This window comes from Bradyrhizobium aeschynomenes (assembly GCF_013178945.1).
Taxonomy (GTDB): Bacteria; Pseudomonadota; Alphaproteobacteria; order Rhizobiales; family Xanthobacteraceae; genus Bradyrhizobium; species Bradyrhizobium aeschynomenes.
Genome location: NZ_JABFDM010000019.1, coordinates 20,440 through 35,581 on the forward strand (window position 1 = coordinate 20,440; position 15,142 = coordinate 35,581).

15 protein-coding genes are annotated in these 15,142 nt (G+C 65.8%); 9 read left to right on the forward strand and 6 right to left on the reverse strand.

Translation table 11 applies throughout. From position 1 onward, the window contains the following. Positions 1-48: 48 nt before the first annotated feature. Positions 49-636: a PadR family transcriptional regulator gene (locus HL666_RS32350; protein WP_172110264.1), complete on the reverse strand. Its 588-nt coding sequence runs from the start codon at positions 634-636 to the stop codon at positions 49-51. Positions 637-773: 137 nt separating this feature from the next. Between HL666_RS32350 and HL666_RS32355 the strand changes: the two genes are divergently transcribed. From HL666_RS32355 to HL666_RS32370, 4 genes are all read left to right on the forward strand, one after another. After that, the gene (locus HL666_RS32355; protein ID WP_172110263.1) at positions 774-1,172 is read left to right on the forward strand and encodes a nuclear transport factor 2 family protein; all 399 of its coding nucleotides are present in this window, start codon (positions 774-776) and stop codon (positions 1,170-1,172) included. A 129-nt stretch (positions 1,173-1,301) separates the two neighbouring features. Beyond that, on the forward strand, positions 1,302-3,092 hold the full coding sequence (locus HL666_RS32360; RefSeq protein WP_172185599.1) for an acyl-CoA dehydrogenase C-terminal domain-containing protein: 1,791 nt from the start codon (positions 1,302-1,304) through the stop codon (positions 3,090-3,092). Between the two features lie 83 nt (positions 3,093-3,175). Further along, complete coding sequence (locus tag HL666_RS32365; protein ID WP_172185600.1) at positions 3,176-4,384, forward strand: acetyl-CoA C-acetyltransferase; 1,209 nt, start codon at positions 3,176-3,178, stop codon at positions 4,382-4,384. A 183-nt stretch (positions 4,385-4,567) separates the two neighbouring features. Beyond that, the gene (locus tag HL666_RS32370; protein ID WP_172133823.1) at positions 4,568-6,781 is read left to right on the forward strand and encodes a 3-hydroxyacyl-CoA dehydrogenase NAD-binding domain-containing protein; all 2,214 of its coding nucleotides are present in this window, start codon (positions 4,568-4,570) and stop codon (positions 6,779-6,781) included. 217 nt (positions 6,782-6,998) lie between these two features. Here the strand turns inward: HL666_RS32370 and gstA are convergent, their stop codons facing one another. After that, positions 6,999-7,613 (reverse strand): glutathione transferase GstA, encoded by a 615-nt coding sequence (gene gstA, locus HL666_RS32375; protein WP_172110259.1) that lies wholly within the window; start codon positions 7,611-7,613, stop codon positions 6,999-7,001. 143 nt (positions 7,614-7,756) lie between these two features. Here gstA and HL666_RS32380 point away from each other — a divergent pair, with 143 nt between their 5' ends. From HL666_RS32380 to HL666_RS32400, 5 genes are all read left to right on the forward strand, one after another. Beyond that, positions 7,757-8,245 (forward strand): MarR family winged helix-turn-helix transcriptional regulator, encoded by a 489-nt coding sequence (locus tag HL666_RS32380; protein ID WP_172110258.1) that lies wholly within the window; start codon positions 7,757-7,759, stop codon positions 8,243-8,245. A gap of 96 nt (positions 8,246-8,341) precedes the next feature. After that, positions 8,342-9,712 (forward strand): glutamate--cysteine ligase, encoded by a 1,371-nt coding sequence (locus HL666_RS32385; protein ID WP_172110257.1) that lies wholly within the window; start codon positions 8,342-8,344, stop codon positions 9,710-9,712. Positions 9,713-9,952: 240 nt separating this feature from the next. After that, complete coding sequence (locus HL666_RS32390) at positions 9,953-10,615, forward strand: PAN domain-containing protein (RefSeq protein ID WP_172185656.1); 663 nt, start codon at positions 9,953-9,955, stop codon at positions 10,613-10,615. A 136-nt stretch (positions 10,616-10,751) separates the two neighbouring features. Beyond that, positions 10,752-11,153, forward strand: coding sequence for a thioredoxin family protein (locus tag HL666_RS32395; RefSeq protein WP_172185602.1), 402 nt, complete (start codon positions 10,752-10,754; stop codon positions 11,151-11,153). 6 nt (positions 11,154-11,159) lie between these two features. Further along, positions 11,160-11,876 (forward strand): cytochrome c biogenesis CcdA family protein, encoded by a 717-nt coding sequence (locus HL666_RS32400; protein WP_172185604.1) that lies wholly within the window; start codon positions 11,160-11,162, stop codon positions 11,874-11,876. Between the two features lie 173 nt (positions 11,877-12,049). On the opposite strand, the gene HL666_RS32405 is transcribed toward HL666_RS32400, so the two are convergent. Genes HL666_RS32405 through tldD form a run of 4 tightly spaced genes read right to left on the reverse strand, consistent with a single transcriptional unit; the run spans position 12,050 to position 15,134 of the window. Beyond that, positions 12,050-12,619, reverse strand: coding sequence for a nucleotidyltransferase family protein (locus tag HL666_RS32405; protein WP_172185606.1), 570 nt, complete (start codon positions 12,617-12,619; stop codon positions 12,050-12,052). Beyond that, on the reverse strand, positions 12,616-12,909 hold the full coding sequence (locus tag HL666_RS32410; protein ID WP_376698644.1) for a hypothetical protein: 294 nt from the start codon (positions 12,907-12,909) through the stop codon (positions 12,616-12,618). The genes HL666_RS32405 and HL666_RS32410 overlap by 4 nt, the downstream gene beginning before the upstream one ends. A gap of 12 nt (positions 12,910-12,921) precedes the next feature. Beyond that, positions 12,922-13,713, reverse strand: a complete 792-nt coding sequence (lepB, locus tag HL666_RS32415) for a signal peptidase I (RefSeq protein WP_172110252.1) — start codon at positions 13,711-13,713, stop codon at positions 12,922-12,924. Next, entirely contained in the window at positions 13,710-15,134 is a 1,425-nt protein-coding gene (gene tldD / locus HL666_RS32420) for a metalloprotease TldD (RefSeq protein WP_172110251.1), read from the reverse strand. Before tldD ends, lepB begins: the two co-directional genes overlap by 4 nt. Positions 15,135-15,142 lie beyond the last annotated feature (8 nt).

Here is a 15,142-nt window from a genome sequence, read left to right on the forward strand (position 1 = left end):
TTTACCGCCGGCGCGGTCAGAAGTTTTGCGCCTGGCGAACGGCGTGCATCAGCCGGCATTTTCCCGCGACGAGGCATCGAGCGGTCGCACGCTGCCGGTGCCGGAGATGGCCGACAAGGCAGTGATCGCCTCCTCGCACCATTCCGCGACCATCCGCTCGTGGCGCAGCCCGAGGCGCAGATTGAGCAGCTTGCCCATGTCGGCCGGCGCGACGCTGCCGTCGGCATAGTGCTTCTTGAGGATGCGGTCGTAGCGCTCGGCGCGATCGCGGTGATGTTCGAGCCGCGCCATCAGGTCGGCGCGGATCGGCGCGATGTCGGCGGCGCCCAGTGCATAGAGCCGAACGAGAAGATCGTCCTTGGTCGAGGCCGGCGTGCTCGGCCGGGCGGCCCAGCTCCGGAATGCCGCGCGGCCTTCTGGCGTGAGCGTGTAGACGAGCTTGTTCGGCTTGCCGGTCTGCACCACCTCGCGGCCCTGGATGTAGCCGCGGTCACGCAGCCGCGACAGCTCCCGGTAGATCTGCTGGTGGTCCGTCTTCCAGAAGAAGCCGATCGAGGAGTCGAACGTCTTGGCGAGCTCGTAGCCCGTCATCGGATGTTCAGTGAGGCAGGCGAGGATGGCGTCGCCGAGGGCCATGGCCGGAAACTGCTCCCGTTTTTCTGATCGTTGTCTGCCCCGCTCCACGCTTGACATTATGCACATCGGCGCATATGCGTCAATGTGCATATGGGGTGGTTGTGGTGCTGGCCTGTTCCGCCCCGAGGAGACGCCCAATGACAATGACCGGCCTCGACGGATGGTACGGCTATATGAGGTCTCACGATCTCGGCGCTTTGCGGGAGCTGCTGCATCCCGATGCCGTGTTCGAAAGTCCCGTCGTGCACACGCCGCAGCGTGGCCGCGACATCACCTTCAAATATCTCGCGAGTGCTGAGAAAGTGTTGGGCGGTCCCGGATTCAAGTATGTCGGGGAGTGGCGTAACGCCACGGGCGCCGTGCTCGAATTCGAGAACGAGATCGAAGGCATCAAGCTCAACGGTGTCGACATCATCACCTTCGACGACGCCGGTCTGATCACGCACTTCAAGGTCATGGTGCGCCCGCTCAAGGCGATCAATTTGCTGCACCGCCTGATGGGCGAGCAACTGGCGGCCATGACCAAGCCGTCGTGACGTGACCGACAGCCGCAATGAAACGGCTGACGCAAGTTGCGAGAAATCGCTAAAGTCCGCGGCCTGCATTGCCTGCCGCGTCCGTGGAATTCCCCGTCTGAAACTTCAGCCTTCCTGCCGGAGACGCCGATGCCGATCTACAAAGCCCCCGTGGAAGATGTCACCTTCCTGCTCAACGACGTGTTCCAGATCGACCGCTACGACAATCTGCCGGGCTTCTCCGATGCCTCGGCCGATGTCCGCGAGGCGATTCTCGGCGAAGCCGCCAAGCTCGCCGAGGAGGTGCTGCACCCGCTGAATCGCGTGGGCGACCTCGAAGGCTGCAAGCGCCATGACGACGGCAGCGTGACCACGCCGAAGGGCTTCAAGGAGGCCTACAAGCAGATCAAGGAGGGCGGCTGGCTCGGCCTGTCGGCGCCGACCGAATATGGCGGGCAGGGCCTGCCGGTGACACTCAGCCAGACCGTCAATGAATTCCAGTGCTCCGCCAACATGGCCTTCTCCATGTATGGCGGCCTCACCATGGGTGCGACCGCAGCGCTGATCGTGCACGGCAACGAGGAGCAGAAGAAGACCTATGTGCCGAAGATGGTCGCCGGCGAATGGACCGGCACCATGAACCTGACCGAGCCGCATTGCGGCACCGATCTCGGTCTGCTGCGCACCAAGGCGGTGCGCCAGGACGACGGCAGCTTCAAGATCTCCGGCACCAAGATCTTCATCTCCGCCGGCGAGCACGACCTCGCCGACAACATCATCCACCTCGTGCTCGCCCGTATCGAGGGCGCGCCGGCCGGCATCAAGGGCGTGTCCCTGTTCGTGGTGCCGAAGTTCATGGTCAATGCGGATGGCAGCGTCGGCGCGCGCAACGGCGTCAGCTGCGGCTCGATCGAGCACAAGATGGGCATCCACGGCAATTCGACCTGTGTGATGAACTACGACAACGCCACGGGATGGCTGATCGGCGAAGAGAACAAGGGCATGCAGGGCATGTTCGTGATGATGAACGAGGCCCGGCTCGGCGTCGCCGTGCAGGGCCTCGCGCAGTCCGAGGTCGCCTATCAGAACGCGGTCGCCTATGCGCGCGAGCGCATCCAGGGACGCTCGCTGACCGGTGCGAAGGCGCCGGACAAGGCAGCCGATCCGATCATCGTGCACCCCGACGTGCGCCGCACCTTGCTGTCGATCCGCGCCTTCAACGAGGCCGCGCGCGCGATGGTGGTGTGGACCTCGCTGAAGAGCGACGTCGCGCACCGCTCGCAGGATCCGAAGGATCGTCAGGCCGCCGACGACCACATGGGCCTGATGACCCCGGTGATGAAGGGCTACATGACCGACATGGGCTTCGCCAACGCCGTTCAGGCGCAGCAGATGTATGGCGGCCATGGCTACATCGCCGAGTGGGGCATGGAGCAGTTCGTGCGCGATGCCCGCATCGCGATGATTTACGAGGGCGCCAACGGCATCCAGGCGCTGGATCTCGTCGGCCGCAAGCTGCCGCGCGACGGCGGCCGCGCGGTGATGGCGTTCTTCGCCGAGGTTGGCTCGTTCGCCAAGGAGCACGGCGGCAACGACGCGATGAAGCCGTTCATCACGCCGCTGTCGATGGCGCTCGGCCATCTGCAGCAGGCCACGACCTGGCTGATGCAGAACGCGATGACCAAGCCGGACAATGCCGGTGCCGCCGCGACCGACTACATGCATCTCTTCGCGCTGGTCACCTTCGGCTACATGTGGGCGAAGATGGCCAAGGTGGCGCAGGACAAGATCGCGGCCGGTGACAGCTCGACCTATCTCACCACCAAGCTGGTGACCGGCCGCTTCTTCATGGAGCGCGTGCTGCCGGAGACGGCGGCGCATCTCGCCCGCCTGCAGGCCGGCTGCGCGACCGTGATGGAGCTGCCGGCGGAAGCGTTTTGAATTCGGAGAAGGCCTGTACGCACCACGTGCCGGCCTTCGTCCCATGCTGACAACAACAAATTGGACCAGATGAGGAGGGCGTGATGCCTGAGGCCTTTATCTACGACCACGTGCGTACTCCCCGCGGCCGCGGCAAGTCCGACGGCGCCCTGCACGAGGTGACCGCGCTCGCGCTCGCCACCGTGCCGCTAAAGGCGCTCAAGGAGCGCAACAACATTCCTGAGGACGCCGTAGATGACGTCGTGCTCGGCGTCGTCGATCCCGTCGGCGAGGCCGGCTCGGACATCGCGCGCTTCGCCGCGCTCAACGCCGGCCTCGGCGAGGCCGTGCCGGGCGTGCAGATCAGCCGCTTCTGCGCCTCCGGCCTCGACGCCGTGAACTTCGCGGCCGCGCAGATCATGAGCGGCCAGCATGAACTCGTCATCGGCGGCGGCGCCGAGTCGATGAGCCGCGTCGGCATCGGCGCCTCCGGCGGCGCCTGGCCGATGGACCCGTCGATGGCGGTGCCGTCCTACTTCATGCCGCAGGGCGTCTCCGCCGACCTGATCGCGACCAAATATGGATTCTCGCGCGACGACGTCGACGCCTATGCGGTGCAGAGCCAGCAGCGTGCGGCGAAGTCGTGGGAGGAAGGCCGCTTCGACAAGTCTGTCGTGCCGGTCAAGGACATCAACGGCCTGACCATCCTCGCCAAGGACGAGCACATGCGTCCCTCGACGACGATGCAGTCGCTGGCACAGCTCCAGCCGTCCTTCGTGCAGATGGCGCAGATGGGCGGCTTCGACGCGGTGGCGATCCAGTCGCACCCCGAAATCGAGCGCGTCAACTACGTGCACCACGCCGGCAACTCCTCGGGCATCGTCGACGGCGCCGGTGCTGTGCTGCTCGGCAGCAAGGAGGCGGGCGCGAAGTACGGCATGAAGCCGCGCGCGAAGATTCGTGCGTTCGCGAATATCGGCTCGGAGCCGGCGATGATGCTGACTGGCCCGGTCGACGTCACCGAGAAGCTGTTCGAGCGTTCGGGCATGAAGAAGTCGGACATCGACCTGTTCGAGCTCAACGAGGCCTTCGCCTCCGTCGTGCTGCGCTACATGCAGGCGTTCGAGATCGACAAGGACAAGATCAACGTCAATGGTGGCGCCATCGCGCTCGGCCATCCGCTCGGCGCGACCGGTGCGATGATTCTGGGCACCGTGCTCGACGAGCTCGAGCGCACCGGCAAGGCCACCGCTTTGGTCACGCTGTGCATCGGCGGCGGCATGGGCACCGCGACCATCATCGAGCGGGTGTGATCGGCACTCCGTCATTCCGGGGCGATGCGCAGCATCGAACCCGGAATCTCGAGGTGAGGGAAAGAGCAAGCCAATGTCGAGATTCCGGGTTCAAGGCCTTCGGCCTTGCCCCGGAATGACGGCAGAACCACAGATCGCAGAATTTCGCCGCGCCGACCGGCTGCAGGCACGAGGGAGCACCACATGGCCTTCAAGAACTTCAAACTCGAAACCGATGCCGATGGCATTGCGCTGATCACCTGGGACATTCCCGGCCGTTCGATGAACGTGCTCGACGAGACCTCGACCAACGAGCTCGAGGCGCTCGTCAAGGAGACCACCGCTGACGCCGCGATCAAGGGTGTCGTCATCACCTCGGCCAAGGAGGCGTTCTGCGCCGGCGCCGATCTGTCGATGCTCGAGGGCATGAACCGCATTTATGCGGATGTGCTGAAGAGCAAGGGCGAGGAAGCCGCCAACCAGATGCTGTTCGACACCAGCCGGCGCTTCTCGCAGATCAATCGGTCGATGGAGACCTCGGGCAAGCCGTGGGTCGCCGCGATCAACGGTCTCGCGCTCGGCGGCGGCTTCGAGATCACCCTGTCGTGCCACTACCGTGTCGCGGCCGAGAACCCGAAGACGCGGCTCGGCCTGCCCGAGATCAAGGTCGGCCTGTTTCCCGGCGCCGGCGGCACCCAGCGCGTGCCGCGCATCGTGCAGCCGCAGGACGCGATGAACCTGCTCCTGAAGGGCGAGGCGCTCACGCTCGACAAGGCCAAGGCGCTCAAGCTGGTCGATGCGATCGTGCCGGCCGCGGACCTCATCAAGGCCGCGAAGGACTGGATCAAGGGCGGCGGCAAGGCCGTGCAGCCGTGGGACGAGAAGGGCTTCAAGCTGCCCGGCGGCCCGGTGTTCTCCAAGAACGGCATGATGATGTTCCCGGCGGGCAACGCCATCTATCGCCGCGAGACCTACGACAACTATCCGGCCGCCCGCGCCATCATGAGCTGCGTGTATGAGGGCCTGCAGTTGCCGATCGACGCCGCGCTGCGCGTCGAATCGCGCTACTTCACCAAGATCCTGCGCTCGAAGGAAGCGGCCGCGATGATCCGCAGCCTGTTCCTGTCGATGCAGGAATTGAACAAGGGCGCGCGCCGCCCGGCCGACGTGCCGGCGACCAAGATCAAGAAGATCGCCGTCATCGGCGCCGGCTTCATGGGCGCTTCCGTCGGCTACGTCTCGGCGCGTGGCGGCCTCGAGGTGGTGCTGATCGACCGCGACCAGGAGAGCGCCGACAAGGGCCGCGCGCATGCGCAGAGCGTGATCGACGGCCTGGTCAAGAAGGGCCGCGCCAAGCCGGGCGAGGCCGAGGCGATCATGGGCCGCATCACCGCGACGGCCGACTACGCCGTCCTCAAGGATTGCGACCTCGTGATCGAGGCCGTGTTCGAGGACCGCAAGGTCAAGGCCGAGACCTATGCCAAGGCGCAGCAGCATCTGAAGGACGGCGCGATCTTCGCCTCCAACACCTCGACCCTGCCGATCACCTCGCTGGCCGAGGAGTTCAAGGACCAGGGCCGCTTCATCGGCATCCACTTCTTCTCGCCGGTCGAGAAGATGATGCTGGTCGAGATCATCATGGGCAAGGCCACCGGCGACGTCGCGCTGGCGACGGCGCTGGACTATGTCCGCACCATCGGCAAGACGCCGATCGTGGTCAACGACTCCCGCGGCTTCTTCGCCAACCGTTGCGTGATGCGCTACATCGCCGAGGGCAACGAGATGTTCCTCGAAGGCGTGCCGCCGGCGATGATCGAGAACGCCGCCAAGATGGCCGGCATGCCGGTCGGCCCGCTGTCACTGTCGGACGAAGTCGCGCTCGATCTCGGCCTCAAGATCATGAAGGCGACCGAGCATGATCTCGGCGCCAACGCCATCAACCAGGACCACAAGAAGCTGATGGTCGAGCTGGTCGAGAAGCAGGGCCGCTTCGGCCGCAAGAACGCCAAGGGCTTCTACGACTATCCCGAGAAGGGCAAGGGCCAGAAGAGCCTGTGGCCCGATCTCGCCAAGCTGCAGCCGAAGCATCTCGATCCCGATACGCTCGATGTCGAGGAGCTGAAACAGCGCTTCCTGGTGGTGCAAGCGGTGGAAGCCGCGCGCACCGTCGAGGACCACGTCATCACCGACGTGCGCGAGGCCGATGTCGGCTCGATCCTCGGCTTCGGCTTCGCCCCGTTCACCGGCGGCACGCTGTCCTACATCGACTTCATGGGGACGAAAAAGTTCGTCGAGCTGTGCCACAAATACACGGCGAAATACGGCTCCCGCTTCGCCCCGCCGAAGCTGCTGGAGGAGATGGCCGCCAAGGGCGAAACCTTCTACGGCCGCTTCCCGCCGAAGAAGGCGGCGGCTTAGCCCTGCTGTCGTCCCGGGCAAGCCCGGCAACGCGATAGCGTTGCCGGGCGCCGACCCGGGACCCATACGCCGCAGCAGATGTTTGGGGCGAGGCTAGCTGTCACGAGCATCTCGCGTCACGACCGCTCCCTGTGGTTATGGATCCCCGCGTTCGCGGGGATGACACTGTTGTTTGAGGCTGCGAACCTCGCCGTCTCGAAAGTCGGCGAGCTTTTGCTCACCCCGCCTTCATCAGCCCTTCCTTCGTCAGCGCCTCCTGCACCTTCGGACGCGCGGCGACGCGGGTCTTGTAGGCCACCAGGTTCGGCATCCCCGACAGATCGAACTTCATCCGCTCCGCCCAGGTCAGGATCGTGAACAGGTAGCCGTCGGCGACGGTGAACTGGCTGCCCATCAGGTAGTCGCGGCCGGCGAGCTGGCTGTCGATATATTTGAACTTGCCCATCACCCGGTCCTTGAAGAACGCCTTGGCGTCGTCGGCTAGCACCGGCGAGAACATCGGACCGAAATTCTTGTGCAGCTCCGAGGTGATGAAGTTCAGCCACTCCAGGAGCTTGTAGCGCTCGCCGCTGTCGCGGGCCGGCGCCAGGCCCTTGTCCCTCGCCTGGTCGGCGATCATCTGGACGATGACCGGTCCCTCGGTCACGATTTCGCCGCTCGGCAGCCCCAAAGCCGGCACCTGGCCCTTCGGATTGATCTTGAGATAATCGTCGCCATTTTCCAGGGTCTTGGCGCGCAGATCGACCTTCACGAGGTCGTAGGGCAGGCCGGCCTCGAGCAGGGCGATATGGGGCGAGAGCGAGCAGGCGCCGGGTGAATAATAAAGCTTCATCTTGTATTCCCTCCGTGAGACCGTTGTTTTTGGTGGAACCGGACGTGACACGCCGCCCCTAAATGCATTTGCATCCAATCGTCAAGATTGATGCAGCTGCATCGAATGCGCTAGAACGGGACCCAGAGGATACGAGCCGGCCCATGAAACGCAAACCATCGACCGAGGCGACCGCCGCCTGGATCCGCCTGATGCGGGTCCAGAGCCGGGTGCTCGACTGTGTCGAGCAGGAGCTGAAGAAGGCCGGTTTCCCGCCACTCGCCTGGTATGATGCGCTCCTCGAGCTGTCCCGCGCCCCCTCGGGCGAGTTGCGCCCGGTGGAGCTCGAGCGGCAGATGCTGATTCCGCAATATTCGACCTCGCGCCTGATCGACCGTCTGGTCGACGAAGGTCTGGTGGTCAGGCGCGAGTGCAAGATGGACAAGCGCGGCCAGTTCGTTGAGATCACCGAGGCTGGCCGCGATCTGCAGAAGCGGATGTGGTCGGCCTATTCGGCCGCGATCGAGAAGCACGTCGGTTCCAAGCTGTCGGATGCCGACGCCGCCAAGCTGTGCACGCTGCTCGACCGGTTGGGCTGCTCCTGCGGTCAGGCCGCGCAACTCTCTGCCGCAGAAGGCGCGTCACCCCGATGAGCCATCCGATCTCATTCACATCCGCGGTCCCCAGGGGTCCGCGGCCCTTCCTGTCACCACGCGCGACCCTCGAAGCGCTTCTGAACCGAGACTCCCATGGCGCGTGACCAGATCGATATGACCCCGCTGCAGTCGCGCGACGAACTCGTGGCGTGGCTCGAGGCCGGCGTGAAGCCGCCGTCTGCGTTCCGCATCGGCACCGAGCACGAGAAGACGCCGTTCACGCTCGAGGGCCATCGCCCCGTGCCTTACGAGGGTGCGCGCGGCATCGGGGCGCTGCTCGAGGGCATGAAGCTCCTGCTCGGCTGGGAACCGATCATGGAGCGCGGCAACATCATCGGGCTCTATGACGTGACCGGCGGCGGCGCGATCTCGCTCGAGCCCGGCGGCCAGTTCGAATTGTCCGGTGCGCCGGTCGAGACCGTTCACCAGACGCATTCCGAGCTGATGGCGCACCTGGCGCAGGTACGGGAGATCGCGGCCCCGCTCGGCATCGGCTTCCTCGGGCTCGGCATGACACCGTCCTGGACGCGCGCCGAAATCCCGGTGATGCCCAAGGGCCGCTACAAGATCATGACCAACTACATGCCGAAGGTCGGCCGCTACGGGTTGGACATGATGTACCGGACCTGCACGGTGCAGACCAATCTCGACTTCTCCTCCGAAGCCGACATGGTCAAGAAGCTCAGGGTGTCGGTGGCGCTGCAGCCGATCGCGACCGCCTTGTTCGCCAATTCGCCGTTCACCGAAGGCAAGCCGAACGGCTTCCTCTCGTTTCGCTCCGAGATCTGGCGCGACACCGACAACCAGCGCGCGGGCATGATCCCCTGGGCGTTCGAGGACGGCATGGGTTTCGAGCGCTGGGTCGACTACGCGCTCGACGTGCCCATGTACTTCGTCAAGCGCGAGGAGAGCTATATCGACGTCTCCGGCACCTCGTTCCGCGCCTTCTTCGAGGGCAAGAATCCGGCCATGCCGGGTGAGCGGCCGACACTGTCGGACTGGGCCAATCATCTCTCGACGATCTTCCCGGAGGTACGGCTGAAGCGCTATCTCGAAATGCGCGGCGCCGATGGCGTGCCGTGGGGCCGGCTGCCGGCACTGCCGGCGTTCTGGGTCGGCCTGCTCTATGACGATGCCAGCCTCGACGCCGCCTGGGAGCTGGTCAAGAACTGGACCGCGTTCGAGCGGCAGAGCCTGCGCGACGACGTTCCGCGCCTCGGCTTCAAGGCGCGTATCCGTAATCGCTACGTGTTCGAGGTCGCCAAGGAATGCCTGACCCTCGCCCATCACGGCCTGCGCCGGCGCAATCGCGTCGACCAGACCGGCCGGGACGAGAGCCGCTATCTCGAGCCGCTCGACCACATCGTCGATTGCGGCCGCTCGCCGGCAGAGGAGATGCTGGAGAAGTTCAACGGCGCCTGGCACGGCTCGGTCGAGCCGGCCTATGACGAATATGCGTTCTGACCGCGGCTGAGCCTGCGCTCGTCGCAGGTTCGGCGCATCGCCTGTTCCATGTGAAGGAGCCGGCGGCTCCTGTTTTTTGTTGCGATTCATGTCTGCGGGGCCGGTTTGGCGCCTGCGTGCCGCCGCTTTGCCTCCAGTCATGTCGGCTGGTCCGAACCGTTCATCCGCCATACAGGTTCGTGGCGATCAAATGACCGCTCAAGAACACTGAAGAAAACTCGAACGTTTACAATGGGTCTGATGTTTCAGCGGCGGCGCGCGGGGCGCTTCATCGGGGCTTGGCTGTGGGCATTGGCGTGCCTGCTCGCGGCTCTGCGCCTGCCGCCCGCCCATGCCCAGACCTATTCCGATCGCCCGGGTGGCGACTACATGAGCGCGCCGATCGCCTCGGGCGACCCGGCCGATTGTGCGCTGCTGTGCGAGCACGACCGCCGCTGCCGCGCCTGGAGCTTCAACTATCCGACCGTGATGGAAGCGGGCGCGGTGTGCTGGTTGAAGAACAGCGTGCCGGCGCGGGTGCCCGACAATTGCTGCGTGTCCGGCGTGCGCGGCGCTGGCGTCGTCGAGATCCGCAACGACGCCGTCGAAACCTCGATCGATCGTCCCGGCGGCGACTATCGCAGCTTCGACATCAAGACCACGGATCTGAAGAGTGGCGACAAGGCCGAGAAGGCTGCCGACAAGGGCGACAAGAGCAGCGGCGACAAGGCGGTCGACAAGAAGGAAGAAAAGGCTTCCGACGCCGAAGACATCTGCAAGGCCGCTTGCACCGGTGACAACAAATGCCGCGCCTGGACGTTTGCGCGGCCCGGCTACGCCGGCAAGGAGGCGCACTGCTTCCTGAAGAAGGAAATCAAGCCGCCGCGCCGGCGGGCGGGTTTCACGTCGGGTGTCGTCCGCTGACGCCTTGCCGTCCGAGGCGCCAGAAGAATTTTTGGCTGCGGTCGCGTAACATTTCATCTCTCCGGCTCGAATTGATCGACGGCATCGCGGCTCTCGCCGCCGGCTGCCTGTCGCAACACCGAGATCGGGGTTTGCCATGACGTTTTCGCGCAGGTTCTTCGCCACCGCAGTCGTTGCGGCCACTTTCGCCGTCGCAGGGCTCGGGACGGCATTTGCCGTCGATGCCACGCCCTATTCGGATGCGGCGTTCAAGGCGGCGCAGACCGCCGGCCAGCCGATCCTGATCGAGATCCATGCCGGCTGGTGTCCGACCTGCAAGGCGCAGAAGCCGATCATCGACAAGCTCGCGGCCGCGCCGAAATTCAAGGATCTCAAGATCTTCCGCGTCGATTTCGACGACCAGAAGCCGGTCGTGAAGGGGTTCGGCGCGCAGATGCAGTCGACCCTGATCGTCTTCAAGGGCGCGACCGAGGCCGGCCGCTCCGTCGGTGACACCAAGGAAGCATCGATCGCGGCGCTGCTCGACAAGAGCCTGTAACGCGCCATGATCGCGCTGGCGCTGGCCTTCGTGGCCGGCCTGCTCTCGGTCCTGTCGCCCTGCGTGCTGCCGCTGGTGCCGATCGTGCTCGGCGCTGCTGCGGCGGCACATCCACGCGGCGCACTAGCGCTCGCGGCAGGTCTCGCATTATCGTTTACCGGCATCGGCCTGTTCATCGCGCTTGCAGGCAATGGCCTCGGCCTCGATGCCGGTGCGTTCCGCCTCGTCGCGGCGGTGATCATGTTGGTGATCGGCTTCGTCCTGCTGGTGCCGTCCTGGCAGGCGCAGCTCGCGGTCGCCGGCGGCCCGGTGCAGCGCTGGGCCGACCGGCATTCCCAGGGCTTCGCGGCCTCAGGCGCAGGCGGCCAGTTCGTGATCGGGCTGCTGCTGGGTGCGGTCTGGTCGCCCTGCGTCGGGCCGACTCTCGGAGCGGCGTCGCTGCTGGCGTCGCAAGGGCGGGACCTCGTCCGCGTGACGCTGACGATGCTGGCGTTCGGGCTCGGCGCCGGCCTGCCGCTGGTCGTGCTCGGACTGCTGTCGCGCACCACCATGATGCGCCTGCGGGCGCGGCTGCTGTCGGCAGGCAAGCTCGGCAAGATGCTGATGGGCGCGGCGTTTTTGATCGTGGCTGTTGCGATTCTCAGCGGCGCCGACAAGCAGCTCGAGGCGTGGCTGGTCGAGAACTCGCCGGCGTGGCTGACGGAGCTGACGACGTCGATCTAGCAAGTGGGATACGCCGGCAGCGCCGCACACTCGCTGTCATTCCGGGGCGGGCCGCGCAGCGGCACGAGCCCGGAATCCATCGGGCCGCGCGCACTGACGAGAAATGGATTCCGGGCTCGCGCTGCGCGCGCCCCGGAATGACGCGTGGATCGAGCTGTTGCGACCCCGCCGGATCATTCCTCGGCGGCGATGACCGTGATCTCAGGCCACAGCGCCTTCCAACGTGCCGCCTTCGCTGCGTAGTTCGCCGCCGTGAAATTGGCCGTGTAGTTCGGCCGCACGATCATCCGATCGATGTCGTCGAAGCCCCTCGGCGCATAGACCTCATATCCGCCGTCGACAGGACGAATCCCGACCTGCGTGTTGGCCGTGAGAAAGCGGTCGATGCCGTCGGTTGAACGGGCAAGGGGCGGGTAGGGCCGGCCATGCTTGGCCGGATACCAGAGATGGACGCGCGCCTGGTTGCGGACTTCGACCTTGGCATCGATGCCGTTGAGACAGGCGGCCATCCGGCGGATCACCGCGTCCTCCGCCTCCCATGATGTGTCGGGATCGAAATAGAACACATCGTAGTCCAGAATGCCGTGGTCGACCGCACGTCCCGTCCGCACGTTCCAGACCGTCTGCACGAGGCATCCCGAGACGAGCCACGCATCCGGCAACGCAGTCGCACGCAGCACATCCATGATCGCCGCATTGACGGGATTGCGTAGCGCTGACGTGACGAAGTCATCCTCGGTCATGGCCGTCGATAGCAGGGAATGTCGGCCCGATCACGCGCCTCCGACGCGTACGGCTCTGGGAACAACGCCAGACGCTCAGCCGGCATCGACCGCCGCGCGCGCCTTCCTCGACGCCAGCGCCGGCCACTGCCGCTGCAACAGCGGCTCGACATCGGCGCGAGGCTGTCGCCGTCTTCCTTCAGCCGCGTCAGCAGCTTCTTGCGCACCTTCAGCGCCGGCGTCCCGTAGGACGTTCCGTCCTCGACCTCCGGCCATGCCAGCGCAAGTGCCCTGACATCGTCGAAGGTCACGCCGCGGTCCGCTCAGCGGACCGCGGTGAAGAAGCGATCGAGCCGGAAGCCAGACAGCCACGCCCAGACCGGCTGGTTCTTGAAGCCGAGATCCCATGAGCCGACCACCGCGTCGGCGCGGCCGACCAGATTGTCGATCGGGAGCATCCCGACGCCGCCGTCGCGCAACGAGACGCGGCTGTCCGCGGAATTGTCCCGGTTGTCGCCGAGCACGAACAGCTTGCCGGGCGGCACGGTCACTTCCGGCGTGTTGTCCAGGCGGCCATTGTCGCGCATCTTGAAGATCAGGTGCGACACGCCGTTCGGCAGCGTCTCGACGTAGCGATAGGCCGGCTCGTTGCGGCCGCTGTCGTCCTCCGCATCGCCGATGCCGTCCGGCTTGAGCGCAGCGGCCTCGCCGTTGATGTAGAGCTGGCCCTGGCGCATCTGGATGCGATCGCCGGGCAGGCCGACCACGCGCTTGACCCAGGCCTGCGAGGTGTCGCCCGGCCAGCGGAATACGACGACGTCGCCGCGCTTCGGCGTCTCGCCGAACAGGCGTCCCGTCTCCGGCAAGGTGATCTGCATCGGCAGCGACGAGGTGCCGTAGCCATAGGGGAATTTCGACGCCAGCAACGCATCGCCGATCAGGAGCGTCGGCTCCATCGAGCCCGAGGGGACGTAGAACGGCTCGGCGATCGCACCCTTGGCGAGGAAGACGACCGCGACGACGGCGGCGAGCTGGGCGATCTGCCCGCCCCACGTCGTTTCCTTGCGCGGAGCCTTGGTGCTGACCTTGCCCGTGGACATCTTGTCGAGGCTCATCGGCCCGTGCCTCCCACCGTGATGCGATCCATGCGAAGCGTCGGCTGTCCCACGCCGACCGGCACGCCCTGGCCGTTCTTGCCGCAGGTGCCGATGCCAGTGTCGAGCGCGAGGTCGTTGCCGATCATGCTGATGCGGTTGAGGTCGGTCGGGCCGTTGCCGATCAGCATCGCGCCCTTGACCGGCGCGCCGACCTTGCCGTTCTCGATCTTGTAGGCCTCGGTGCACTGGAAGACGTACTTGCCCGAGGTGATGTCGACCTGGCCGCCGCCGAAATTGACGGCATAGATGCCGTTCTTGACCGAGGCGATGATCTCGGCCGGATCGCGCTCGCCGGCCAGCATGTAGGTGTTGGTCATGCGCGGCATCGGCACATGCGCATAGCCCTGGCGGCGCCCGTTGCCGGTCGGCGCCATGTTCATCAGCCGCGCGTTCTGGCGGTCCTGCATGTAGCCGACGAGAATGCCGTCCTCGATCAGCACGGTGCGGCTGGTCGGCGTGCCCTCGTCGTCGATCGACAGCGAGCCGCGGCGCGAGGCCATGGTGCCGTCGTCGACCACGGTGACACCCTTGGCGGCCACCGGCTTGCCCATCAGCCCGGCGAAGGCCGAGGTCTTCTTGCGGTTGAAGTCGCCCTCGAGCCCGTGGCCGACGGCCTCGTGCAGCATCACGCCGGGCCAGCCGGCCCCTAACACCACGTCCATCTCGCCGGCGGGCGCGGGGACGGATTCGAGATTGACCAGCGCCTCGCGCAACGCGCCGTCGGCCGCCTCGCGCCATGCCTTGGTCTCGATGAAGCGCGCATAGGCCTCGCGGCCGCCATAGCCCTTGCTGCCGCTCTCCTGGCGATCGCCCTGGCCGGCGACCACGGAGACGTTGACCCGTACCAGCGGGCGGATGTCGCGATAGCTCTCGCCGTCGGGCCGCAGGATCTCCACGACCTGCCACGTCGCGCCGAGCGACACCGTCACCTGGCGCACGCGCGGATCCTTGTCGCGCAGATAGGCGTCGATCTCGCCGAGCAGCTTGACCTTGCTTTCGAAGCCGGGGGCGTCGAGCGGATTGTCGTCGCCATAGAGCCGCACGTTGGTGTGCGGCGGCGCGCTCGCGAACGTCCCGGAATAGCCGCCGCGCACGGCGCTGACGGCATCGGCTGCGCGCATCAATGCCGGCAGCGAGACGTCGGAGGAATGCGCATAGCCCACCGCATCGTCCTTCACCGCGCGCAGGCCGAATCCCTGGCTGGTGTCATAGGTCGCCTGCTTCAGCCGGCCATTGTCGAAGGTCAGCGCCTCGGTCTGGCTGTACTCGAAGAACAATTCGCCGTCATCGGCGCCGGAAAGGCCACGCGCGACCTCGCTTCGGACCGCATCGCGATCCAGATTGGCGCGTTCGAGCAGGGACGTGGTGGGAGCGGTCATGGGTCAAT

Excerpts from the sequence above, each read along its gene's own strand:
- HL666_RS32395 (WP_172185602.1), top strand. The coding sequence starts at position 10,752 with ATGACGTTTTCGCGCAGGTTCTTCGCCACCGCAGTCGTTGCGGCCACT.
- HL666_RS32355 (WP_172110263.1), top strand. The coding sequence starts at position 774 with ATGACAATGACCGGCCTCGACGGATGGTACGGCTATATGAGGTCTCAC.
- HL666_RS32350 (WP_172110264.1), bottom strand. The coding sequence starts at position 636 with ATGGCCCTCGGCGACGCCATCCTCGCCTGCCTCACTGAACATCCGATG.
- HL666_RS32365 (WP_172185600.1), top strand. The coding sequence starts at position 3,176 with ATGCCTGAGGCCTTTATCTACGACCACGTGCGTACTCCCCGCGGCCGC.
- HL666_RS32370 (WP_172133823.1), top strand. The coding sequence starts at position 4,568 with ATGGCCTTCAAGAACTTCAAACTCGAAACCGATGCCGATGGCATTGCG.
- HL666_RS32360 (WP_172185599.1), top strand. The coding sequence starts at position 1,302 with ATGCCGATCTACAAAGCCCCCGTGGAAGATGTCACCTTCCTGCTCAAC.
- HL666_RS32390 (WP_172185656.1), top strand. The coding sequence starts at position 9,953 with ATGTTTCAGCGGCGGCGCGCGGGGCGCTTCATCGGGGCTTGGCTGTGG.
- gstA (WP_172110259.1), bottom strand. The coding sequence starts at position 7,613 with ATGAAGCTTTATTATTCACCCGGCGCCTGCTCGCTCTCGCCCCATATC.
- HL666_RS32400 (WP_172185604.1), top strand. The coding sequence starts at position 11,160 with ATGATCGCGCTGGCGCTGGCCTTCGTGGCCGGCCTGCTCTCGGTCCTG.
- HL666_RS32380 (WP_172110258.1), top strand. The coding sequence starts at position 7,757 with ATGAAACGCAAACCATCGACCGAGGCGACCGCCGCCTGGATCCGCCTG.
- HL666_RS32405 (WP_172185606.1), bottom strand. The coding sequence starts at position 12,619 with ATGACCGAGGATGACTTCGTCACGTCAGCGCTACGCAATCCCGTCAAT.
- HL666_RS32385 (WP_172110257.1), top strand. The coding sequence starts at position 8,342 with ATGGCGCGTGACCAGATCGATATGACCCCGCTGCAGTCGCGCGACGAA.
- tldD (WP_172110251.1), bottom strand. The coding sequence starts at position 15,134 with ATGACCGCTCCCACCACGTCCCTGCTCGAACGCGCCAATCTGGATCGC.
- lepB (WP_172110252.1), bottom strand. The coding sequence starts at position 13,713 with ATGAGCCTCGACAAGATGTCCACGGGCAAGGTCAGCACCAAGGCTCCG.